The sequence below is a fragment of the Streptomyces griseoflavus genome, from assembly GCF_014649995.1.
GTDB classification, from domain to species: domain Bacteria; phylum Actinomycetota; class Actinomycetes; order Streptomycetales; family Streptomycetaceae; genus Streptomyces; species Streptomyces griseoflavus.
The window spans coordinates 67,080-85,634 of sequence record NZ_BMUC01000022.1 but is presented as its reverse complement, the minus strand read 5'-3'; the positions used below and the strand labels follow the sequence as shown (position 1 = coordinate 85,634).

Here is an 18,555-nt window from a genome sequence, read left to right as displayed (position 1 = left end):
TCCCCGCACCCCTGAAGGCCCTTACGCGCCCCGGGGGTAGCGGGTCAGCCAGGCGGGGGACGCGCCGGTGGGGCCGTGGAGGGCGGGGCCCTGGGTCATCTCCATGGCGAAGTCGTCGGCGAGTTCCAGGATCGTGGGACGGCCCTCCAGCTCGGCCAGCCAGGCCGGCGGCAGGGCCGTCTCGCCGTGCAGCGCACCGAGCAGCCCGCCGGTCAGCGCGCCGGCGGCGGCGCTGGGCCCGTCGTGGTTGACGGCGAGGCACAGCCCGTGCCGGACGTCCTCCCCCACCAGCGCGCAGTACACGGCGGCGGCGAGCAGCCCCTCGGCGCCGGCGCTCCCGACCAGCTCCGTGACCCGCTCCGGGCCGGGCATCCCCTGCCGTACGGCGCCCAGCGCCTGCTGGAGCGCGTCGCTGACCGGCTGGTGTCCCGGCCGCGCCGCGAGCAGGGCGAGCGCGCGCTGCACGGCCGCGTCCAGGCTGTCCCCCCGGGCCAGCGCGTGCACGATGACGGCGTACCCGCCCGCCGCGAGGTACCCGACCGGATGGCCGTGGGTCTGCGCCGCACACTCCACGGCGAGCTGGGCGACGAGCTGCGGCTCCCAGCCGACGAGCAATCCGAACGGTGCCGACCGTGCGGCGGCCTCCGGGCCGGCCTCACCGGGGTTCTTGGGCGCCTCGAGCGTCCCCATGACCTCGTCGCCGAGGCCCAGCAGCAGTGCGCGGGCGGGGTCCCGGCGGGCGTACAGCCACTCCTCCCGCGCCAGCCAGCCGTCGTCCTTGCGCCGCTCGTCCGGGCCCCAGTCCCGCTGGGTGGTGGCCCAGCGCCGGTACGCCCGGTGCAGGTCGGTCGGCGGATGCCAGGCGCCGGTGTCGCGCCGCACCTGGGCGCGGATCAGCCCGTCCACGGAGAACAGGGTGAGCTGCGTGTGGTGGGTGACGGCACCGCGCCTCCCGTGGGCGGGGGCCAGGTCGGTGACGCCCTCCGCGCCGTGCGCCCGCCGGATCGCGTCGATCGCCATGCCGTCGACCGGCGCGCCCAGCGCGTCCCCGACGGCCGCCCCGAGCAGCGTCCCGCGCACCCTGCTGCGGAAATCCTGTTGCTCACGGCGCCCCCACACGGGCCCGGCAGTACCAGCCACCAAGACCTCCCGGGGACCGTCCGTACGTACGACGCGGAGCACTGTAATCGAACGGGGACGGTCGGTTCAGGGGGCGGGTGGGTATGCGCCATGTGGTCCGGCCGACCGGAAGCGGGCCGGAGCGGGCGGTGCCGGCCGTCGCGGTGGCGTACGGCCCCGTCCCGCCGGGTGTGCGCCCGGGTGCGGGACCCACCGGCCGCGCGATCCGCCCCGCTACTCGACCACCCGTACCGTCGTGCCCGCCGTGCCGAAGGTCCACAGGGCCTGGCCGTCGGCCTTGGTCACGCGGATGCCGCCGGTCTTGGCGTCCGGTGCCGCGGGCGGGGGTGAGGAGCCGTCGACCGCGTTGGAGAAGGCGACGGAGATGCCGGACTTGGCGGCGAAGTAGATGATGTGCTCGACCTGCACACCGTCACTGCCGGTGGTGGCCTCCGTGCGGGTGCCGATCGCGTAGGAGCCCGGGTCCGGGGAGACCGTGCCCGGCCACACCGTGAAGGAGCGGCGGGCGGCGTCGCTGGCGTCGACCAGCCACACGCGCTTCTGCTCCAGGGAGTACACGATCCGGCGGCCCGTTCCCGAGTCGGCGGGGACCGCCGCCGGTTTCTTCTGCTCCGGTTCGGCGGACGGCTTCGCGTCCGCCGTCGCCGACGCGCTCGGCCGGCTGGTGGCGGCGGTGGGTTTCGTCCCCTGGTCCGCCTGGACGGCCAGGACCGCCACCGCGGCTATCGCGCCCGTGGTCAGCCCGGTCACCCAGGCCCACGAAGGAAGACGGGCAGACACCGGTACGTATCTCCTCAGCTACGGGTCCCGAACGCGCGTCGGATCATCCTACTGCCCGCGCGACCGGCGCCCGCCTCGGTCCGGCCCCGTACCGGCCCGGCGCCCGCCTCGGTCCGGCCCCGTACCGGCCCGGCGCCCGTCTCAGTCCAGTACCGGCAGCAGCTCCGGCAGGTGACCGTCCGAGGCCTCCGCCGCGCGACGGCGCTCCTCGGGCACCTCGCCGTACAGGGTGGTGCGCGGCTTCGCCGGACGGCCCGCCGCCTCCGCGACCGCGATCAGGTCCTTGACCGACTTGTAGGAGCCGTAGGAGGAGCCCGCCATCCGGGAGATGGTCTCCTCCATCAGCGTGCCGCCGAGGTCGTTGGCCCCGGAGCGCAGCATCTCCGCCGCGCCCTCCGCGCCCAGCTTCACCCAGCTCGTCTGGATGTTCGGGATGTGCGGGTGCAGCAGCAGGCGGGCCATCGCGGTGACCGCGCGGTTGTCGCGGACCGTCGGGCCCGGGCGGGCGATGCCGGCCAGGTAGACCGGGGCGTTGGTGTGCACGAAGGGCAGCGTCACGAACTCCGTGAAGCCTCCGGTGCGCCGCTGGATGTCCGCCAGGGTGCGCAGGTGCCCGAGCCAGTGCCGGGGCTGGTCGACATGGCCGTACATCATCGTCGAGGAGGAGCGCAGGCCCAGCTCGTGGGCCGTGCTCACCACCTCGATCCAGGTCGCCGCCGGCAGCTTGCCCTTGGTCAGGATCCAGCGGACCTCGTCGTCGAGGATCTCGGCGGCCGTGCCGGGGATGGTGTCCAGGCCGGCCTCCTTCGCGGCGGTCAGCCACTCGCGGACGGACAGGCCGGTGCGGCTCGCGCCGTTCACCACCTCCATCGGGGAGAAGGCGTGCACGTGCATGCCGGGGACGCGTTCCTTCACGGCCCTGGCGATGTCGAAGTACGCGGTGCCCGGCAGGTCGGGGTGGATGCCGCCCTGCATGCAGACCTCCACCGCGCCCACGTCCCACGCCTGCTGGGCACGGTCGGCGACCTGCTCCAGGGAGAGGGTGTAGGCGTCGGCGTCCGTGCGGCGCTGGGCGAAGGCGCAGAAGCGGCAGCCGGTGTAGCAGACGTTGGTGAAGTTGATGTTGCGGGTGACGATGTACGTCACGTCGTCGCCCACCGCCGACTTCCGCACGTCGTCCGCCACCCGGCACAGGGCGTCCAGTGCCGGGCCGTCCGCGTGCAGCAGCGCGAGCGCCTCCGCGTCGGTCAGCTTCGTCGGGTCGTCGGCCGCCGTGCGCAGGGCGTCCCGGACGTCGGTGTCGATGCGTTCGGGGAGCATCCCGGGGACGGCGGCCTCGCGCAGGGCGTCCCAGTCGCCGTACACCTCGTCGTAGTCCTCGCGGCGGTCGGCGCCGCGGCCCTCGGTGTCGATGGTGCGGTGCAGATCGGTGCGGCCCGTCGCGGTGAACGCCTCGTCCGGCTCCTGCCAGGGCAGCCCTTCGGGCAGGGCGCCGGGGCGGGCCAGGCCGGTGTCCGGGTCGGCGAGCGCGGCCACGTGGGGGCGCAGCCGCGGGTCCAGCCAGGGCTCGCCGCGCCGCACGAACTCCGGGTAGACGCAGAGCCGTTCGCGCAGTTCGAAGCCGGCCGCCCGGGACTTCCCGGCCAGTTCCTCGATCCGCGGCCAGGGGCGCTCGGGGTTGACGTGGTCGATGGTGAGCGGGGAGACGCCGCCCCAGTCGTCGATACCGGCCGAGATCAGCCGCCCGTACTCGGAGTCGACCAGGTTCGGCGGGGCCTGCAGACAGGCGGAGGGGCCGAGGACGAGCCGGGCCACGGCGACGGTGGCGACCAGTTCGTCGAGTTCCGCGTCCGGCATGCCGCGCATCGCGGTGTCCGGCTTGGCGCGGAAGTTCTGGATGATCAGTTCCTGGATGCCGTGGTGGGCCCGGGCGACCTTGCGCAGCGCGAACAGGGACTCCGCGCGTTCCTCGTACGTCTCGCCGATGCCGATGAGGACGCCGGAGGTGAAGGGGACGGAGGAGCGGCCGGCGTCCTCCAGGACCCGCAGCCGGACGGCCGGTTCCTTGTCCGGGGAGCCGTGGTGGGGGCCGCCGGGCTCGGACCACAGGCGGGTCGCGGTGGTCTCCAGCATCATGCCCATGGAGGGCGCGACGGGCTTGAGCCGCTGGAAGTCCGTCCAGGACATCACGCCCGGGTTGAGGTGCGGAAGGAGACCGGTCTCCTCCAGGATGCGGATGGAGATGGCGCGGACGTAGGCGATCGTGTCGTCGTAGCCGTGCGCGTCGAGCCATTCGCGGGCCTCGGGCCAGCGGTCCTCGGGCTTGTCGCCGAGGGTGATGAGCGCTTCCTTGCAGCCGAGCGCGGCGCCCTTGCGGGCGATGTCCAGCACCTCGTCCGGCGACATGAACATCCCGTGCCCGGCCCGGCGCAGCTTGCCGGGCACGGTGACGAAGGTGCAGTAGTGGCACTTGTCCCGGCACAGCCGGGTCAGCGGGATGAAGACGCTCTTGGAGTACGTGATGACGCCGGCCCGCCCCGCCGCCTCCAGGCCCGCGTCGCGGACCCGGGCGGCCGAGGCGGACAGGTCCGTCAGATGCTCACCGCGGGCCTGGAGCAGGACCGCGGCCTCGGTGACGTCCAGGGAGACGCCGTCCCGGGCGCGTCTGAGCGCACGGCGCAGGGAGTTCTCGGTCGGGCCGCCGGTTCCGGACGTCGCGGAAGTCGTCATCCTTTGAGCATACGTTCGGGGTGATCAGGACCCGTGCCGGTGCACCGCGTCAACTCCTCCGAGGAACGGCTGGTAGGCGTCCAGTGCCCGCAGCACCTCCGCCTCCCCGGCCGCCGGAAGCTGCACCACGGTCTCCTCGACGCCCAGTTCGGCGAAGTGGGCCAGCTTGCCCGCGCTGGGCAGGACGGCGTACGGCACGACCTGGAGCGCGTCCGGGTCGCGGCCCGCGTCGGCCCAGGCGGTGCGCAGCCGGGGCAGCGCCTCCGTCAGGCCGCGCCCGCCGATCGGCAGCCAGCCGTCGGCGTACTCGCAGATGTGCGCGAACAGCTTCGGCCCGGCCGCCCCGCCGACCAGGGTGCGCGGGCCCACCACCGGGCCGCGCGGCTTCCGCACCGGCTTGGGGTACGCGAAGCTCGCCCGGACACTCCCGAACTCGCCCTCGTACGCGGTCGGTTCCTCGGCCCACAGGGCCCGCATCAGGCCCATCCGGTCCCGCACCAGCTCCCGCCGGGTGCGCCACCGCACGCCGTGGTCGGCGGCCTCCTCGACGTTCCAGCCGAACCCGAGCCCCAGCGTGAAGCGGCCCCCGGAGAGGTGGTCCACGGTCGCGACCTGCTTGGCGAGGTCGATCGGGTCGTGCTGGGCCGCGAGCGTGATGCCGGTGCCGAGGCCGAGGCGCTCGGTGACGGCCGCGGCCTGCCCGAGCGCGACGAACGGGTCCAGCGTGCGCCCGTACTCGCGGGGCAGCTCCCCGCCCGCCGGGTAGGGGGTGGTCCGCTCGACGGGGATGTGCGTGTGCTCCGGCAGGTACAGCCCGGCGAACCCGCGCTGCTCCAGCTCACGGGCGAGCCGGACCGGGGTGATCGTCTCGTCGGTGAGGAAGATCGTGACGGCGATGCGCATGGGCGGCCTTTCGTACGCGGGACGACCACCCATGCATACCCGCGCGGACCCCGTCTGTCCATACCGACCGGTCGGCATCGGACCGGCCGCCGCGGGCGCGTCCACCGGGAACCGGGGCCGTCCTCACCGGCCCGATCCCGCGGGGCCGCCGGTAGGCTCGGCACACGATGACTTCTCGCGCCGAACGCACGTACCGGGCCGCCACCGCCGTCCAGCGCCGGATCAATCCCGTCCTGCGCCGGCTGCCGTTCCAGACGGTGCTGGAGACCACCGGCCGGGTCTCCGGCCTGCCCCGCCGCACCCCCGTGGGCGGGCGCCGGGCCGGCGGATCCTTCTGGCTGGTCTCGGAGTTCGGCGAACGCTCGCAGTACGTCCGCAACATCGTGGCCGACCCCCGGGTACGGGTGCGCGTCCGGGGCCGCCGGCACACCGGCACCGCCGTCCTCCTGCCCGACGACGACCCCGTGGCCCGGCTGCGCACCCTGCCCCGCCTCAACAGCGCCGCCGTGCGGACCGTCGGCGCGGGGCTGTTGACGGTACGGGTGGACCTGGACGGCTGAGGGCGGGCATGTGGGGGCCCGGTGGCGGCCCGCCGCTCCCCGTGTGACGGCTGTCTCGCACGGCTGACTCATCGGTCAGGAGAGGGCAAACTGGCGTTGTTGCTCAGGATGCATGAGGGGGACTGCATGGACGGTGTGCCGCGAGGACCGGAGCAGCGGCGCCCCGGCTCCCCGACGGAGCCCCGGGGACTGCGCTTCGGCGTGCTCGGCCCGGTGCGCGCCTGGCGCGACGACGAACCGGTCGCCACCGGAAGCCCACAGCAACGCGCCCTGCTCGCCGCCCTGTTGCTGCGCGAGGGGCGGACGGCCACCGCGGCGGAACTGATCGACGCCCTGTGGGGCGGGGAACCCCCCTCCCAGGCGCTCGCGGCCGTGCGCACCTACGCCTCCCGGCTGCGGAAGGTGCTGGACCCCGGGGTCCTGGTCAGCGAGTCCGGCGGGTACGCGGTGCGCGGGCTCGGCGAGGGGGCGCTGGACCTCGCGGCGGCACAGGAACTGGCGACGGAGGCGGAGAAGGCGCGCAGCGGCGGGGACCTGTCCCGCGCGCGGGAGGTACTGAACCGCGCCCTGTCCCTGTGGGACGGCGAGACACTGGCCGGAGTCCCGGGTCCGTACGCCGAGGCGCAGCGGGCGCGTCTGGAGGAGTGGCGGCTCCAACTGGTCGAGGCCGGACTCGACATGGACCTGGAGCAGGGCTGCCACGCGGAGGCGGTCTCGGAGCTCACGGCCCTCACCGCGGCGCACCCGCTGCGCGAACGCCTGCGTGAACTCCTCATGCTCGCCCTGTACCGCAGCGGCCGCCAGGCGGAGGCGCTCGCGGTGTACGCCGACACCCGCCGCCTCCTCGCCGACGAACTCGGCGTCGACCCCCGCCCCGGACTCCGGGACCTCCAGCAGCGCATCCTCCGGGCCGACCCGGCCCTGGCGGAACCGTCCGCCCCCGTGGCCGAGGCGGCGGCCGCCCCCGTCCGCCCGGCCCAGCTTCCGGCGACCGTACCGGACTTCACCGGCCGTGCGTCGTTCGTGCGGGAGCTCAGCGAGGCGCTCGCCTCGGCGTCCGGCCCCGAGGCCCGGGTGATGGCGGTGTCCGCGCTCGCGGGCATCGGCGGCGTCGGCAAGACGACACTGGCGGTGCACGTGGCGCACGCGGCGCGCTCCGCCTTCCCCGACGGCCAGCTGTACGTCGACCTCCAGGGCGCGGGAGCGCGGTCCGCGGAACCGGAGACGGTCCTGGGCTCCTTCCTCCGCGCGCTCGGCACGCCGGACGCGGCGGTCCCGGACACCCTGGAGGAACGCGCGGCGCTGTACCGCTCGGTCCTGGACGGCCGCAAGGTCCTGATCCTGCTGGACAACGCGCGGGACGCGGCGCAGATCAGGCCGCTGCTGCCGGGCACGGCGGGCTGCGCCGCCCTGGTGACGTCACGGGTACGGATGGTGGACCTGGCCGGCGCGCACCTGGTCGACCTGGACGTGATGTCGCCGGAGGAGGCGCTGGCGCTCTTCAGCAGGATCGTGGGCGAGGAGCGGGTGGCCTCCGAGCGCGAGGCCGCCCTGGACGTCGTGGCGGCCTGCGGCTTCCTTCCGCTGGCGATCAGGATCGCGGCGTCCAGGCTGGCCGCGAGACGCACCTGGACGGTCTCGGTGCTCGCGGCGAAGCTCGCCGACGAACGCCGCCGCCTGGACGAACTCCAGGCCGGCGACCTGGCGGTGAAGGCGACGTTCGAGCTGGGCTACGGCCAGCTCGAACCGGCCCAGGCCCGCGCGTTCCGGCTGCTGGGCCTGGCCGACGGCCCGGACATCTCCCTGGCGGCCGCGGCGGCCGTGCTCGACCTCCCGGCGGACGACACGGAGGACCTGCTGGAGTCCCTGGTCGACACCTCGCTGCTGGAGTCGGCGGCGCCCGGCCGCTACCGCTTCCACGACCTGGTGCGGCTCTACGCGCGCGCGTGCGCGGAGCGGGACGAACAACCGCCCAGCGAACGCGAGGCGGCGCTGTCGCGGGTGCTCGACTTCTACCTCACGACGGCGGCTCAGGTCTTCGCGATCGAACGGCCGGGCGACCGGCTCATCGATCACCTCGAACCGACCCGGTACGACGGCCTGCGGTTCAGCGAGCGGCAGGACGCGCTCGACTGGCTGTACTCGGAGGCCAACTCCCTGCTGTCCAGCGCCCGGCAGGCCGTCCAGGGCGACAGCATCCGCCGCGGCGTCGACCTGTTGTGGGCCGCCAAGGACCTGGGCGAGTCGGGCGCCAACTCCAAGCAGTACGAACTCGCCGCGGTCGCCGCCAAGGAGGCCGCCCGCTCCGCGGGGGACCGCCGCGCCGAAGGAAGGGCGCGTACGGCGCTGGTCAACGTCCATCTGGTCGCGGGCCGGTACGACGAGGCGGAGGAGGAGGCGAGCCGGGCGGTGGAACTCGCCCGCGCGGTGGGGGACTTCATCGCCCTGTACTGGGCGGGCAACGACCGGGGGATCATCGCGCTGATCCAGGGCCGCAACGGCGACGCCGAGGAGCACCTGCTGACGGCCATCGACGGATCGCGCGAGGACGGCAACGCGCCCCTCGAGGCGAGCGCCCTGTGCAACCTCTCCCGTGTCCGTCTGGCCATGGGGAACACCGCGCACGCCATCGAGCTCGCCCTGGAGGGCATCCGCATCTACGACCGGCTGGGCCTGACCCTCCGCCTCGCCAACGCCCGCTACGCGCTGGGGCTGGCGTACACCTCCGCGGGGCGCGCCGCCGAGGCACTGACGGAACTGACCGAGGCGTTGCGGATCTTCCGGGCGAACCGGCAGCGGCTCTGGGAGGGGACCGCCCACTTCCGCATCGCCCAGGCGTACTTCGCCGCGCGCTCGCCCGCCAAGGCCGCGCAGCACGCCGAGCAGGCCCTCGCGGTCGGTTGCATCGGCGGTGACCGCACGCGGGCCAACGTCCTCACCACGCTCGGCGAGTCCCTCGACGCGCTGGGCCAGGTCGACCGGGCACGCGCCTGCTGGCGGGAGGCCCTGTCCCTGTACGAGCAGACCGGCGCCGCCGAGGCCGAGGGCGTGCGGGCACGGCTGAGTCCGGCATCCGCGGTGTGAACGCCCGCTCCCAGCCCGTTCATCGAACGTTTATGGCCGGCTGCGAGGCTGTGCGCATCGATCCGTCGCGTCGGGGGGCAGGCGGGTCGGCAGGGCTCACGACCTAGGGTAGGAGCCCGATCCGTCCTTGTCCGGCGGCTTGCGGGGGTGGCTGCCGGACAGGGACGACCTGAACGTCCACTCGTACACGGGGAGAAGCCACAGCATGAGCGACGTCACGAACAACCAGGACGAAGAGATCACCACGCTGGACAACCACGCGCCCGCTCCGCCGAAGGACGGCGAGTTCACCACGCTGGACAACCACGCCCCGGCCCCGCCGAAGGACGGCGGGATCACCACGCTGGACAACCACGCCCCGGCCCCGCCGGCCCTGGGCCTCGGTGGCGGCAAGTAGCCGTTCTTCACGCACGGGGGAGTCGGCCGCGGCGGCGCGGAGGGGGAGCCGTCGCGGCCGGCGTGCGTCCGCGTACGCCGGACCGTCCCGGCTCCGTACGCCTCAGCGGGCCGCCGAGGCGTACGGGGCCGGGACGCAGTCGTGTATGCGGGAGACGTACTTGGTGCTGTCCACCTCCACGCGGGCCGTCGCCGTCCCGCCCGCCGGGACGTCGACCGTCTCGGTGCGGGTGACGACCGTGCCGCCGGTGCTGTTGTCGAAGGTCACCTCGACCGTGAAGGTGCCGTCGACGCCGTTGGGGTTGGTGACCTCGACGGTGGCGTAGGGGGCCTTGCGCTCGACGCAGGTCAGCAGTTCCACCGTGGCGTCCTGGAGGGACGAGAGCGTGCTGCCGCCGCTGCCGCTGTCCGTGTCGCCGTCGGTGTCGACACTGTCGTCGTCATCGTCGTCGTGGTCCCGGTGCGAGCCGCTGCCGGAGCCCGACGACGTGTCGTGGTTCTGGGACGAGCTGCTGCAGCCGCCGCCCCCTCCCCCGTCGCCGCCGTGTCCGCGGCCGGCCGAGAAGCCGGTGAGGGTCAGGACGACGAGTGCCGAGACCGCTGTGAGCTTGAGCGTGTTCCCCCGTGGAGTCATGCCCGCCAGGCTAGCGACCCCGGTGTCACGGGCATGTCACCGCCCGGCCCCCGTCGTGCACCCGGCGTGGTGCCGGCCCCCGGGAACGGCCGCCCGACGGCCCGCAGCTACGTCGTACGGGCCGTCCCCGTCCCCTTCTCCGCGTCCAGCGCGTACACGCAGCGGTCCTTGCTGCACGCGTACACCACGCCGTCCCGGACCACCGGGGAGCCGGTGATCTCGCCGCCGGTCGCGAGCTTCCACCGCAGGCGGCCGTCGTCGGCCTTCAGCGTGTACAGCAGGTGGTCGCTGGAGCCGAAGTGGATGCGGCCCTCGGCGACCGCCGGGGCGCCCACGATCTCGCCGCCCGACTGGAACCGCCACTTGGGCGTGCCGGTGACCGCGTCCAGGGTGTACAGGCCCTTGCCGCTGCCCACGTGGACGTGGCCGGCGGCGACCAGGACCGGTTCGGCCGAGGCGCGGGACTCGGTGGCGATGCGCCAGCGGTCGCGGCCGTCGGTGGCGTCGAGGGCGTAGACCGTGCCGAGGTAGTCGGCGAGGTACACGCCGCCACCGGTGACCGCGGGGCCGGGCACGAAGGCGGGCGGGCAGAGGAAGACCGCCGGGGCCTCGAAATGCCAGCGCACGTGCCCCGAGGTGACCTCCAGGGCGAGGACGCGGGTACCGGCACAGACGTAGACGTGGCCGTCGGGGGCGTGGGTGAGGCGGAGCGGGACGCCGCCGCAGGAGGCCGCGTCACCGATGGGGTAGGACCAGCGCTCGTCGCCGGTGCGGGCGTCGAGGGCGCGCAGCCGGGCGTCCTGCCAGAGGAAGACGGTGCCGTCGTGGACGGACGGGCCGGCCTCCGGGGACTCGAAGTCGGTCTGGCAGCCGGTGACCTCCCACAGCTTCTGGCCGGTGGCCGCCTCCCACGCCTGCACGCCGCCGCCGCGCGTGCCGGTGACGACCGTGCCGCGGTCGGCCTTGAGGGAGTACACCCAGGCGTCCGTGGACAGCCGCCACAGGTCGCCGCCCTCGCGGGCGTCGAGGGCGAAGAGGGTGGGGCCGTCGGAGGCGTGGATGCGGCCGTCGGCGACCGCCATCGACCAGGCGACGTCCCGGGTCTTGAAGCGGCGCCGGCCGGTGGCGACGTCGAGGGCGTGCACCTCGAAGGAGGTGACGTAGACGAGGTCGCCGTCGACGGCCGGGGTGCCCCAGACGTCGTTGGACATGCGGAAGCGCCACGGACGCCAGCCGCTGGGGTGCTCCGGCGCGACGGTGGGCGCCGGTACGGCCGGGTCGGCGCCGTTGACGCCGGGGCGGGGCTTGGACCAGGTGGCGGCCAGGGCGGCCTCCGGCGGGGGTGCCTTCACGGCGGCCGCGCGCGTGTCGGCGACGCGCGGGCCGGGACCGATGGGCACCGCCGCGCCGGCCAGCCGCACGGGACCGGTGTCGGGTGCCCCCACACCGAAGGCCGCGGCGGCGTGCGCGCCGACCGGCGCCGGCCGGGACGGGGGCGGCGGGACGACGGGGTCGTGCGGGGGCGGGGGCGGCACGGGGGGACGGGCGCCGCCGGCGCTGCGGCCCGTGGGGTGCGCCGGCTTGGGCGCCGGACGGCCGCCCCGGCGGGTCTCGATCAGGCTGACCGCCCGCTCGGGCAGCCAGGCCGACGCCGTGCCGCTGTCGTCGGAACCGGAGCCGAAGAGGTGCGGGGCGAGCTGCGCCTGGAGGTCGGCGGGGTTGGGGCGGGCCGTGGCCTCCATCTGCATGCACGCCTCGATGAGCGGCCGCAGCTCGTCCGGGAGGCCGTCGAGGTCCGGGCCCTCGCGCAGCAGCATGAAGACGGTCTCGACGGGGTTGGCGCCGTGGAAGGGCGGGTGGCCGGTGGCGGCGAAGACCAGCATCGAGCCGAGCGAGAAGACGTCGCTCGCGCCGGTGACGCTGCGGGAGTCCTTGGCCTGCTCCGGGGACATGTAGGCCGGGGTGCCGACGGCGACGTTCGTCATCGTCAGCCGCGTGTTCGAGACGCCGGAGGCGATGCCGAAGTCGATCACCCGGGGTCCGTCCTCGACGACGAGGACGTTGGACGGCTTGAGGTCGCGGTGGACGAGCCCGGCGCCGTGGATGGACTGCAGCGCCTCCGCGACGCCCGCCGCGAGCCAGCGCACCGCCTGGGCCGGCAGCGGCCCGCACTCGTTCACTATCTCCTCGAGGGAGGGCGCGGGGACGTACGCGGTGGCCAGCCACGGCACGGCGGCGCGCGGGTCGGCGTCCACGACGGCAGCCGTGTAGAAACCGGAGACCGCGCGGGCCGCCTCCACCTCGCGCGTGAAGCGGACCCGGAAGAGCTGGTCCTCGGCCAGCTCCGTCCGGACCGTCTTGATCGCCACCCGGCGCCCGGACGCCGAGCGCGCGAGATAGACCAGCCCCATGCCGCCGGCTCCCAGCCGTCCCAGCACCTCGAACGGCCCGATACGCCGCGGATCGTGCTGCGTCAGCTGATCCACCACTTGCCTGCCACCTCCCCGTACGCGTCGCGCCACCACCTGGGCGCGACCGTAGTGCAGCGTCTCACCACCGCACCGCCGTGGCGGCACGCACCCCGATTGTTCCTGTACCGGCCCCCGGTTGCGAACCGGCCGACAAATCGGGTGTCCAGGTTGTCATATGACTTCGGGGGCGGAAACGGCTCAGCGGCTCAGCAGCGCGAAGGACGCCCCCTGGTTGTCCGTGACCACGGCCGCCGTTCCGTAGGACGTCTCGAAGGGCGGGACCTGGACCCGGCCGCCCAGCCGGGCCACCTCCGCCAGCGCGGCCGCGAGGTCCTCGGTGGCGAAGTGGACCAGGAGGTGGGGCGGCATCTCGGCGGCGAAGACGTCGGTGACCGGTGCGCGGCCGAAGGCGGGGTCGGCGTCCGGGCCGAACAGGGCCTCGTGGAAGAGGTCGCCGTAGAAGGTGTTGGCCGCCTCGGTGTCCCGCGTGTAGAGCTGCACCCAGGCGAAGGTGCCCGGCTCCTGCCGGCGGCCGAAGCCGGGCGTGCGCGCGCCCTGCCAGAGGGAGAACACGGCGCCCTCGGGGTCGGTGACGAGCGCGGTGACGCCCAGGTCGCCGAAGGGCAGCGGCGGGGACACGATCCGTCCGCCGGCCGCGCGGATCCGCCCGCAGGTCGCCGCGGCGTCGGGCGTGGCGAAGGACACCGTCCACACGGTGGGCATCCGGCCGTCCGTCTTGTGCGCGAGGGAGGCGACGGGCTCCCCCTCCTTCAGTGCCCGCACGGTGCCCTGGGGCTGGTCCTCGAAGGTCCAGCCGAAGAGCTCACCGTAGAACCGCTTGCCCGCCTCCACGTCGGGAAGCTGCGCGTCCACCCAGCACGGGGTGCCCTCCGAGTACCGCGGTGCCTCGTTTTCGGCCATGCCGCCAAACTAGCCGTGCCGCCCGCACCGCGCAGACCAGGCACACCCGTGCGTCCGCGGTCGCGCACCCCATTTGCAGTCGGCCGAATCGCGCCCCCATCACCCGTCGGTAAGCTGACGGCATGACAGGACAAGTGCGTACCGTCGACGGCCGCGTGGCCGGCCGGCGTGGGCAGGCGACCCGGCAGAAGCTGCTCGACTGCCTCAGCGAGATGCTCAGCTCGTCCCCCTACCGGGATGTCAAGGTCATCGACGTCGCCCGCCGCGCCGGAACCTCGCCGGCCACCTTCTACCAGTACTTCCCGGACGTCGAGGGCGCCGTCCTGGAGCTCGCCGAGGAAATGGCCGCGGAGAGCGGCACGTTGAGCGAGCTGCTGGAGGGCCGCTCGTGGGCCGGACGGGCCGGCTGGCAGACGGCGCAGGAACTCGTCGACGGTTTCCTGGAGTTCTGGCGGAAGAACGACGCGATCCTGCGGGTCGTGGACCTCGGCGCCGCCGAGGGCGACAAGCGCTTCTACAAGATCCGGATGAAGGTCCTGAACTCGGTGAACTCCTCACTGGCCGACTCGGTCGCCGAGCTGCAGGCCAGGGGACGCATCGACAAGGACGTGAATCCGGGGGCGATCGCGGGTTCCCTGGTCGCCATGCTCGCCGCCGTCGCCTCCCACCAGAAAGGTTTCTCCTCCTGGGGCGTGAAGCAGGCCGAGATCAAGCCCAACCTGGCTCTGCTGGTGCACCTGGGGGTCACCGGCAGGAAGCCGACGAAGTAGCCGCCCGGCGGCGCTCACACCCCCGCGACCACGCACGTCCTGTCATCCGGGCGGCGGTTCACCCCGGTGGACCGCCGCCCGTCGCGTGCCGCGGGTCCGGCCCGGCCGGACGGGGGAGGAAGGAACACCTCCGGTGCGGCCCGCGTTGAAGCCGCCGGAGTCCGGCCGCGCGCCGGCACCCACCCGTACGCCTGTCTCACCCGTCGCAGGAGGAACCCGCCATGGCCCTGACCCGCGAAGAACGTGAACAGTTCCTGGCCGAACCCCATGTCGCCGCGCTCGCCGTGGACGGCGGGGACGGCCGCGCCCCGCTGACCGTGCCGATCTGGTACCAGTACGCGCCCGGCGGCGACGCCTGGATCATGACCGGCCTCGACTCGCGCAAGAACCGGCTGATCAGCGCGGCGGGACGGTTCTCGCTGCTGGTGGACCGCGTCGAACCCACCATCCGTTACGTCTCCGTCGAGGGCCCGGTCGTCGACACCACCCCGGCCACGGTCGAGCTGCTCCGGGAGATCTCCGCCCGCTACCTCCCGGCCGAGAAGGTCGAGGGGTACGTCGACTTCGCCTGGAAGAACCACGGCGAGCAGGTCATCGTGCGGATGCGGCCCGAACGGTGGGTCTCCTCGGACCTCGGGTCCGTCTGAGCGGGCCCTCGGGTCCGTCCGAGCGGGCCCTCCGGTCCGTCCGAGCGGGCCGCATCCCCGACAATCGGGGCATGGAACCCGATCTTCACGAGCTGCTCAGGTCGCTGCGGGTGTGGGACCCGGCGGTCACCTCGCTGCCGCCGCTGGCCCCGGACACCGCGCCCGCCGCGCCGCTGCCGCTGTTCGCGCGGTGGCTGGCGCAGGCGGCGGAGGCCGGACAGGCCGAGCCGCACACCATGTCACTGGCCACCGCGGACGCGGAGGGCAGGCCCGACGTACGGATCGTGATGCTGCACGGCGCGGACGACGAGGGCTGGTCCTTCGCGACCCACGCACACAGCCGCAAGGGCGGCCAGCTCGCCGGGCGCCCGTACGCCGCGCTGGCCTTCTACTGGCCGGTGCTGGGCCGTCAGGTGCGGGTGCGCGGGCCGGTCGGCGCCGCCTCGCGCGAGGAGGCGCAGGCCGATCTGCACGCCCGCTCGACGGGGGCGCTGGCCGCCGCCCTGACCGGCAGGCAGAGCGCGGTCCTCGGCTCGACGGAGGAACTGGCCCGTGCCTCGGATGCGGCCTGGGAGCGGGCACGGCGGGAACCGGCGGCCCCGGCCCCGTCCTGGACGCTGTACCGCCTGCGGCCGGACGAGGTCGAGTTCTTCCAGGGCGACGCCCGGCGCCGCCACGTACGGCTGCGCTACCGGCGGGCGCCCGAGGGGTGGGCCAGGGAACTGCTGTGGCCCTGACGCCGGCTCCGCGCCCGGCTCCGCGCCCGCGGCGGAACCCGTGTGCGGGCCACCCGGGTTCCGGTCACGCTGTCGTCCCTGCCGAAACCATGTGATCAATCCGCAACCAATTCCGGTCTTGACCGATACCCATCAACCAGGTGCGGAATTAGGCTCGCGCTCATGACCGAATCCCCCACGTCCGCGCAGCCCACCGCGCCGAACCCGGCGGACCGCCCCGTCTACGTCATAGGCGGCGGGCCGGGCGGACTGGCCGCCGCGTACGCCCTGCGCGCCCGGGGGATCCGGGCGGTCGTCCTGGAGCGTTCCGACCGCGTGGGCGCGTCCTGGCGGCGCCACTACGACCGGCTGCGGCTGCACACCACCCGGCGGCTGTCCGCCCTGCCCGGGCTGCCGATGCCCCGCCGGTTCGGACGCTGGCCGGCCCGCGACGACGTGGTCAGGTACCTGGAGAAGTACGCCGAGCACCACCGGCTCGAGATCGTCACCGGGGTCGAGGTCTCCCGCGTCGAGCGCACCCCCGACGGCACCGGCTGGCTGCTGCACGCCACCGGCGGCCGGGAGCTGACCGGTGCGGCGGTCGTCGTCGCCACCGGCTACAACCACACCCCGCGCGTTCCCGACTGGCCCGGCCGGGACACCTACACCGGCGAGTTCCTGCACGCCAGCGCCTACCGCGCCCCGAAGCCCTACGCCGGCCGGGACGTGCTCGTCGTGGGCGTCGGCAACACGGGCGCGGAGATCGCCGTGGACCTGGTGGAGGGGGGCGCGGCCCGGGTCCGGCTGGCGGTGCGCACACCACCGCACATCGTGCGCCGTTCCACCGCCGGCTGGCCCGCGCAGTACTCGGGGGTCCTGGTGCGCCGGCTGCCGGCCGGCCTCGTCGACCGTGTCTCCCGGGTGCAGGCGCGGGTCGCGATACCCGACCTGAGCGCCCACGGACTGCCCCGCCCCGACGCCGGTCTCTACACCCGGGTGCGGGAGGGGGCCATCCCCGTGCAGGACGTCGGGCTGATCGACGCGGTGCGCGAGGGGAAGGTGGAGGTCGTGGCCGCCGTGGAGGGGTTCGACGGGCGCGAGGTGGTGCTGGCGGACGGGGCGCGGATCACCCCGGACGTGGTGATCGCGGCGACCGGGTACGTCCGGGGTCTGGAGTCCCTGGTCGGCGGGCTCGGCGTGCTGGACGGGCGGGGCAGACCCGTGGCCCACGGGGCCCGTACCGCGCCCGGCGCCCCCGGGCTCCACTTCACCGGCTACACCAATCCGATCAGCGGGAACCTGCGGGAACTGGCGCTGGACGCGGAGCGCATAGCCAAGGCCGTGGCCCGCGCGGGAGGGGTCTCCCGGCTGCCCACGGCCTGAGCCCGTCCACGGCGCGCCGCCGCAGCGTGCGTGCCGGGCGTCGCCGGGCAGGCGGGAGGCGTCAGAGACGCCCCGGGCCGGCGGTCACCGGCCGCCGCCGGATCACCAGGGCCATCAGCGCCGCCGCCGCGCACAGTGCCCCCGACGCGTACCAGACCACGTCGTACGAGCCGAACGCGTCCCTTGCCACGCCGCCGGCGAAGGCGACCACGGCCGCGCCCACCTGGTGGGAGGCGAGCACCCACCCGAAGACGATCGGGCTGTCGTCCCCGTAGTGCTCGCGGCACAGCGCCAGCGTGGGCGGCACGGTCGCCACCCAGTCGAGCCCGTAGAAGACGATGAAGAAGACCATCGGCGGGTGCACGCCCGGCGCCAGCAGCATCGGCAGGAGCAGCAGCGAGACGCCGCGCAGCGCGTAGTACACGGCGAGCAGCCGCCGGGAGTCGTACCGGTCGGTGAACCACCCGGACGCGATCGTCCCGACGACGTCGAACACCCCGATGACCGCCAGCAGCGACGCCGCCGTCGTGATCGGCATGCCGTGGTCGTGGGACGCGGGCACGAAGTGCGTCTGGACCAGCCCGTTCGTCGAGGCACCGCAGATCGCGAAGGACCCGGCGAGCAGCCAGAAGGGCCCCGTGCGCACCGCCGAGGACAGCACCGTCAGCGCGCGCCGCGCCGCGCCCGGCACCGGCGCGGGCTTGGGCACGAACTCCTCGGCGCCGTAGGGCTTCTGGCCCACGTCGGCCGGGTGGTCGTGCAGCAGCAGCCAGACGAACGGCACCACCGCGAGCGCGGCGAGCGCCACGGTGACGGCGGCCGGCCGCCAGTCGTGCGTGGCGACGATCCAGGACAGCACGGGCAGGAAGATCAGCTGTCCGGAGGCGGCCGCGGCGGTGAGGACGCCGGTGACCAGGCCGCGCCGCTCGGTGAACCACCGGTTGGTGACGGTCGCGGCGAAGGCCAGCGCCATGGAGCCGGAGCCGAGCCCCACCAACAGGCCCCAGCACAGCATCAGTTGCCAGGCCGCGGTCATCCACACCGTGAGCCCGGAGCCGAGCGCGATCACGGTGAGGGCGACCGCGACGACCCGCCGGATGCCGTAGCGGTCCATCAGCGCCGCCGCGAAGGGCGCGGTGAGCCCGTACAGCGCGAGGTTCACGGAGACCGCAGCGCCGATGGTCCCCCGTGACCAGCCGAACTCGTCGTGCAGCGGGTCGATGAACAGGCCGGGCACGGAACGGAAGGCGGCGGCGCCGATGATGGTCACGAACGTCACGGCGGCGACGAACCACGCCCGGTGGACGCGGGTGCGGCGCGGCTTGCGGCCGCGCGTGGACGGCTCCACGACGACGGCACTCTCGCTTGTCTGGGTCACGTCGTAGAGCTTCCGGTGCCGGGGGGCGTCGCAGCGAGTGGC

General features: G+C 74.3%; 15 protein-coding genes. 7 read left to right on the top strand and 8 right to left on the bottom strand.

Annotated features, from left to right (window positions below):
- Nucleotides 1–21: 21 nt before the first annotated feature.
- The 4 genes from IE172_RS31830 to IE172_RS31815 all read right to left on the bottom strand — a co-directional run bounded on the left by IE172_RS31830 (nt 22) and on the right by IE172_RS31815 (nt 5,553).
- Nucleotides 22–1,140: an ADP-ribosylglycohydrolase family protein gene (locus IE172_RS31830; protein ID WP_190100817.1), complete on the bottom strand. Its 1,119-nt coding sequence runs from the start codon at nt 1,138–1,140 to the stop codon at nt 22–24.
- Between the two features lie 213 nt (nt 1,141–1,353).
- Entirely contained in the window at nt 1,354–1,920 is a 567-nt protein-coding gene (locus IE172_RS31825; protein WP_190100816.1) for a hypothetical protein, read from the bottom strand.
- A 141-nt stretch (nt 1,921–2,061) separates the two neighbouring features.
- On the bottom strand, nt 2,062–4,650 hold the full coding sequence (locus IE172_RS31820; protein WP_190100815.1) for a bifunctional FO biosynthesis protein CofGH: 2,589 nt from the start codon (nt 4,648–4,650) through the stop codon (nt 2,062–2,064).
- A gap of 24 nt (nt 4,651–4,674) precedes the next feature.
- Nucleotides 4,675–5,553 (bottom strand): LLM class F420-dependent oxidoreductase, encoded by an 879-nt coding sequence (locus tag IE172_RS31815; RefSeq protein WP_190100814.1) that lies wholly within the window; start codon nt 5,551–5,553, stop codon nt 4,675–4,677.
- 167 nt (nt 5,554–5,720) lie between these two features.
- Here IE172_RS31815 and IE172_RS31810 point away from each other — a divergent pair, with 167 nt between their 5' ends.
- The 3 genes from IE172_RS31810 (at nt 5,721) to afsS (ending at nt 9,594) form a co-directional block, all read left to right on the top strand.
- Complete coding sequence (locus tag IE172_RS31810) at nt 5,721–6,113, top strand: nitroreductase/quinone reductase family protein (protein WP_190100813.1); 393 nt, start codon at nt 5,721–5,723, stop codon at nt 6,111–6,113.
- A gap of 126 nt (nt 6,114–6,239) precedes the next feature.
- Entirely contained in the window at nt 6,240–9,197 is a 2,958-nt protein-coding gene (afsR, locus tag IE172_RS31805) for an SARP-family global regulator AfsR (protein ID WP_190100812.1), read from the top strand.
- 205 nt (nt 9,198–9,402) lie between these two features.
- Nucleotides 9,403–9,594 (top strand): regulatory protein AfsS, encoded by a 192-nt coding sequence (gene afsS / locus IE172_RS31800; protein ID WP_190100811.1) that lies wholly within the window; start codon nt 9,403–9,405, stop codon nt 9,592–9,594.
- A gap of 102 nt (nt 9,595–9,696) precedes the next feature.
- Here afsS and IE172_RS31795 read toward each other — a convergent pair whose 3' ends face one another.
- From IE172_RS31795 to kbpA, 3 genes are all read right to left on the bottom strand, one after another.
- Nucleotides 9,697–10,227, bottom strand: a complete 531-nt coding sequence (locus IE172_RS31795) for a hypothetical protein (protein WP_190100810.1) — start codon at nt 10,225–10,227, stop codon at nt 9,697–9,699.
- Between the two features lie 107 nt (nt 10,228–10,334).
- Complete coding sequence (afsK, locus tag IE172_RS31790; RefSeq protein ID WP_190100809.1) at nt 10,335–12,716, bottom strand: protein serine/threonine kinase AfsK; 2,382 nt, start codon at nt 12,714–12,716, stop codon at nt 10,335–10,337.
- 180 nt (nt 12,717–12,896) lie between these two features.
- Nucleotides 12,897–13,619, bottom strand: a complete 723-nt coding sequence (gene kbpA, locus IE172_RS31785) for an AfsK-binding protein KbpA (RefSeq protein ID WP_190100808.1) — start codon at nt 13,617–13,619, stop codon at nt 12,897–12,899.
- 134 nt (nt 13,620–13,753) lie between these two features.
- On the opposite strand from kbpA, the gene IE172_RS31780 reads away from it, so the two are divergent.
- From IE172_RS31780 to IE172_RS31765, 4 genes are all read left to right on the top strand, one after another.
- Nucleotides 13,754–14,389 carry a TetR/AcrR family transcriptional regulator gene (locus tag IE172_RS31780; RefSeq protein ID WP_190100848.1) on the top strand — a complete coding sequence of 212 codons (636 nt, stop codon included), beginning with the start codon at nt 13,754–13,756 and terminating at the stop codon, nt 14,387–14,389.
- Between the two features lie 221 nt (nt 14,390–14,610).
- Nucleotides 14,611–15,036 (top strand): pyridoxamine 5'-phosphate oxidase family protein, encoded by a 426-nt coding sequence (locus IE172_RS31775; protein WP_190100807.1) that lies wholly within the window; start codon nt 14,611–14,613, stop codon nt 15,034–15,036.
- Between the two features lie 71 nt (nt 15,037–15,107).
- A complete protein-coding gene (locus IE172_RS31770; protein ID WP_190100806.1) occupies nt 15,108–15,773 on the top strand; it encodes a pyridoxine/pyridoxamine 5'-phosphate oxidase in 666 nt (221 codons plus the stop codon).
- Nucleotides 15,774–15,935: 162 nt separating this feature from the next.
- Nucleotides 15,936–17,135 carry a flavin-containing monooxygenase gene (locus IE172_RS31765; protein ID WP_190100805.1) on the top strand — a complete coding sequence of 400 codons (1,200 nt, stop codon included), beginning with the start codon at nt 15,936–15,938 and terminating at the stop codon, nt 17,133–17,135.
- Nucleotides 17,136–17,196: 61 nt separating this feature from the next.
- On the opposite strand, the gene IE172_RS31760 is transcribed toward IE172_RS31765, so the two are convergent.
- Nucleotides 17,197–18,513 carry an MFS transporter gene (locus IE172_RS31760; RefSeq protein WP_190100804.1) on the bottom strand — a complete coding sequence of 439 codons (1,317 nt, stop codon included), beginning with the start codon at nt 18,511–18,513 and terminating at the stop codon, nt 17,197–17,199.
- Nucleotides 18,514–18,555 lie beyond the last annotated feature (42 nt).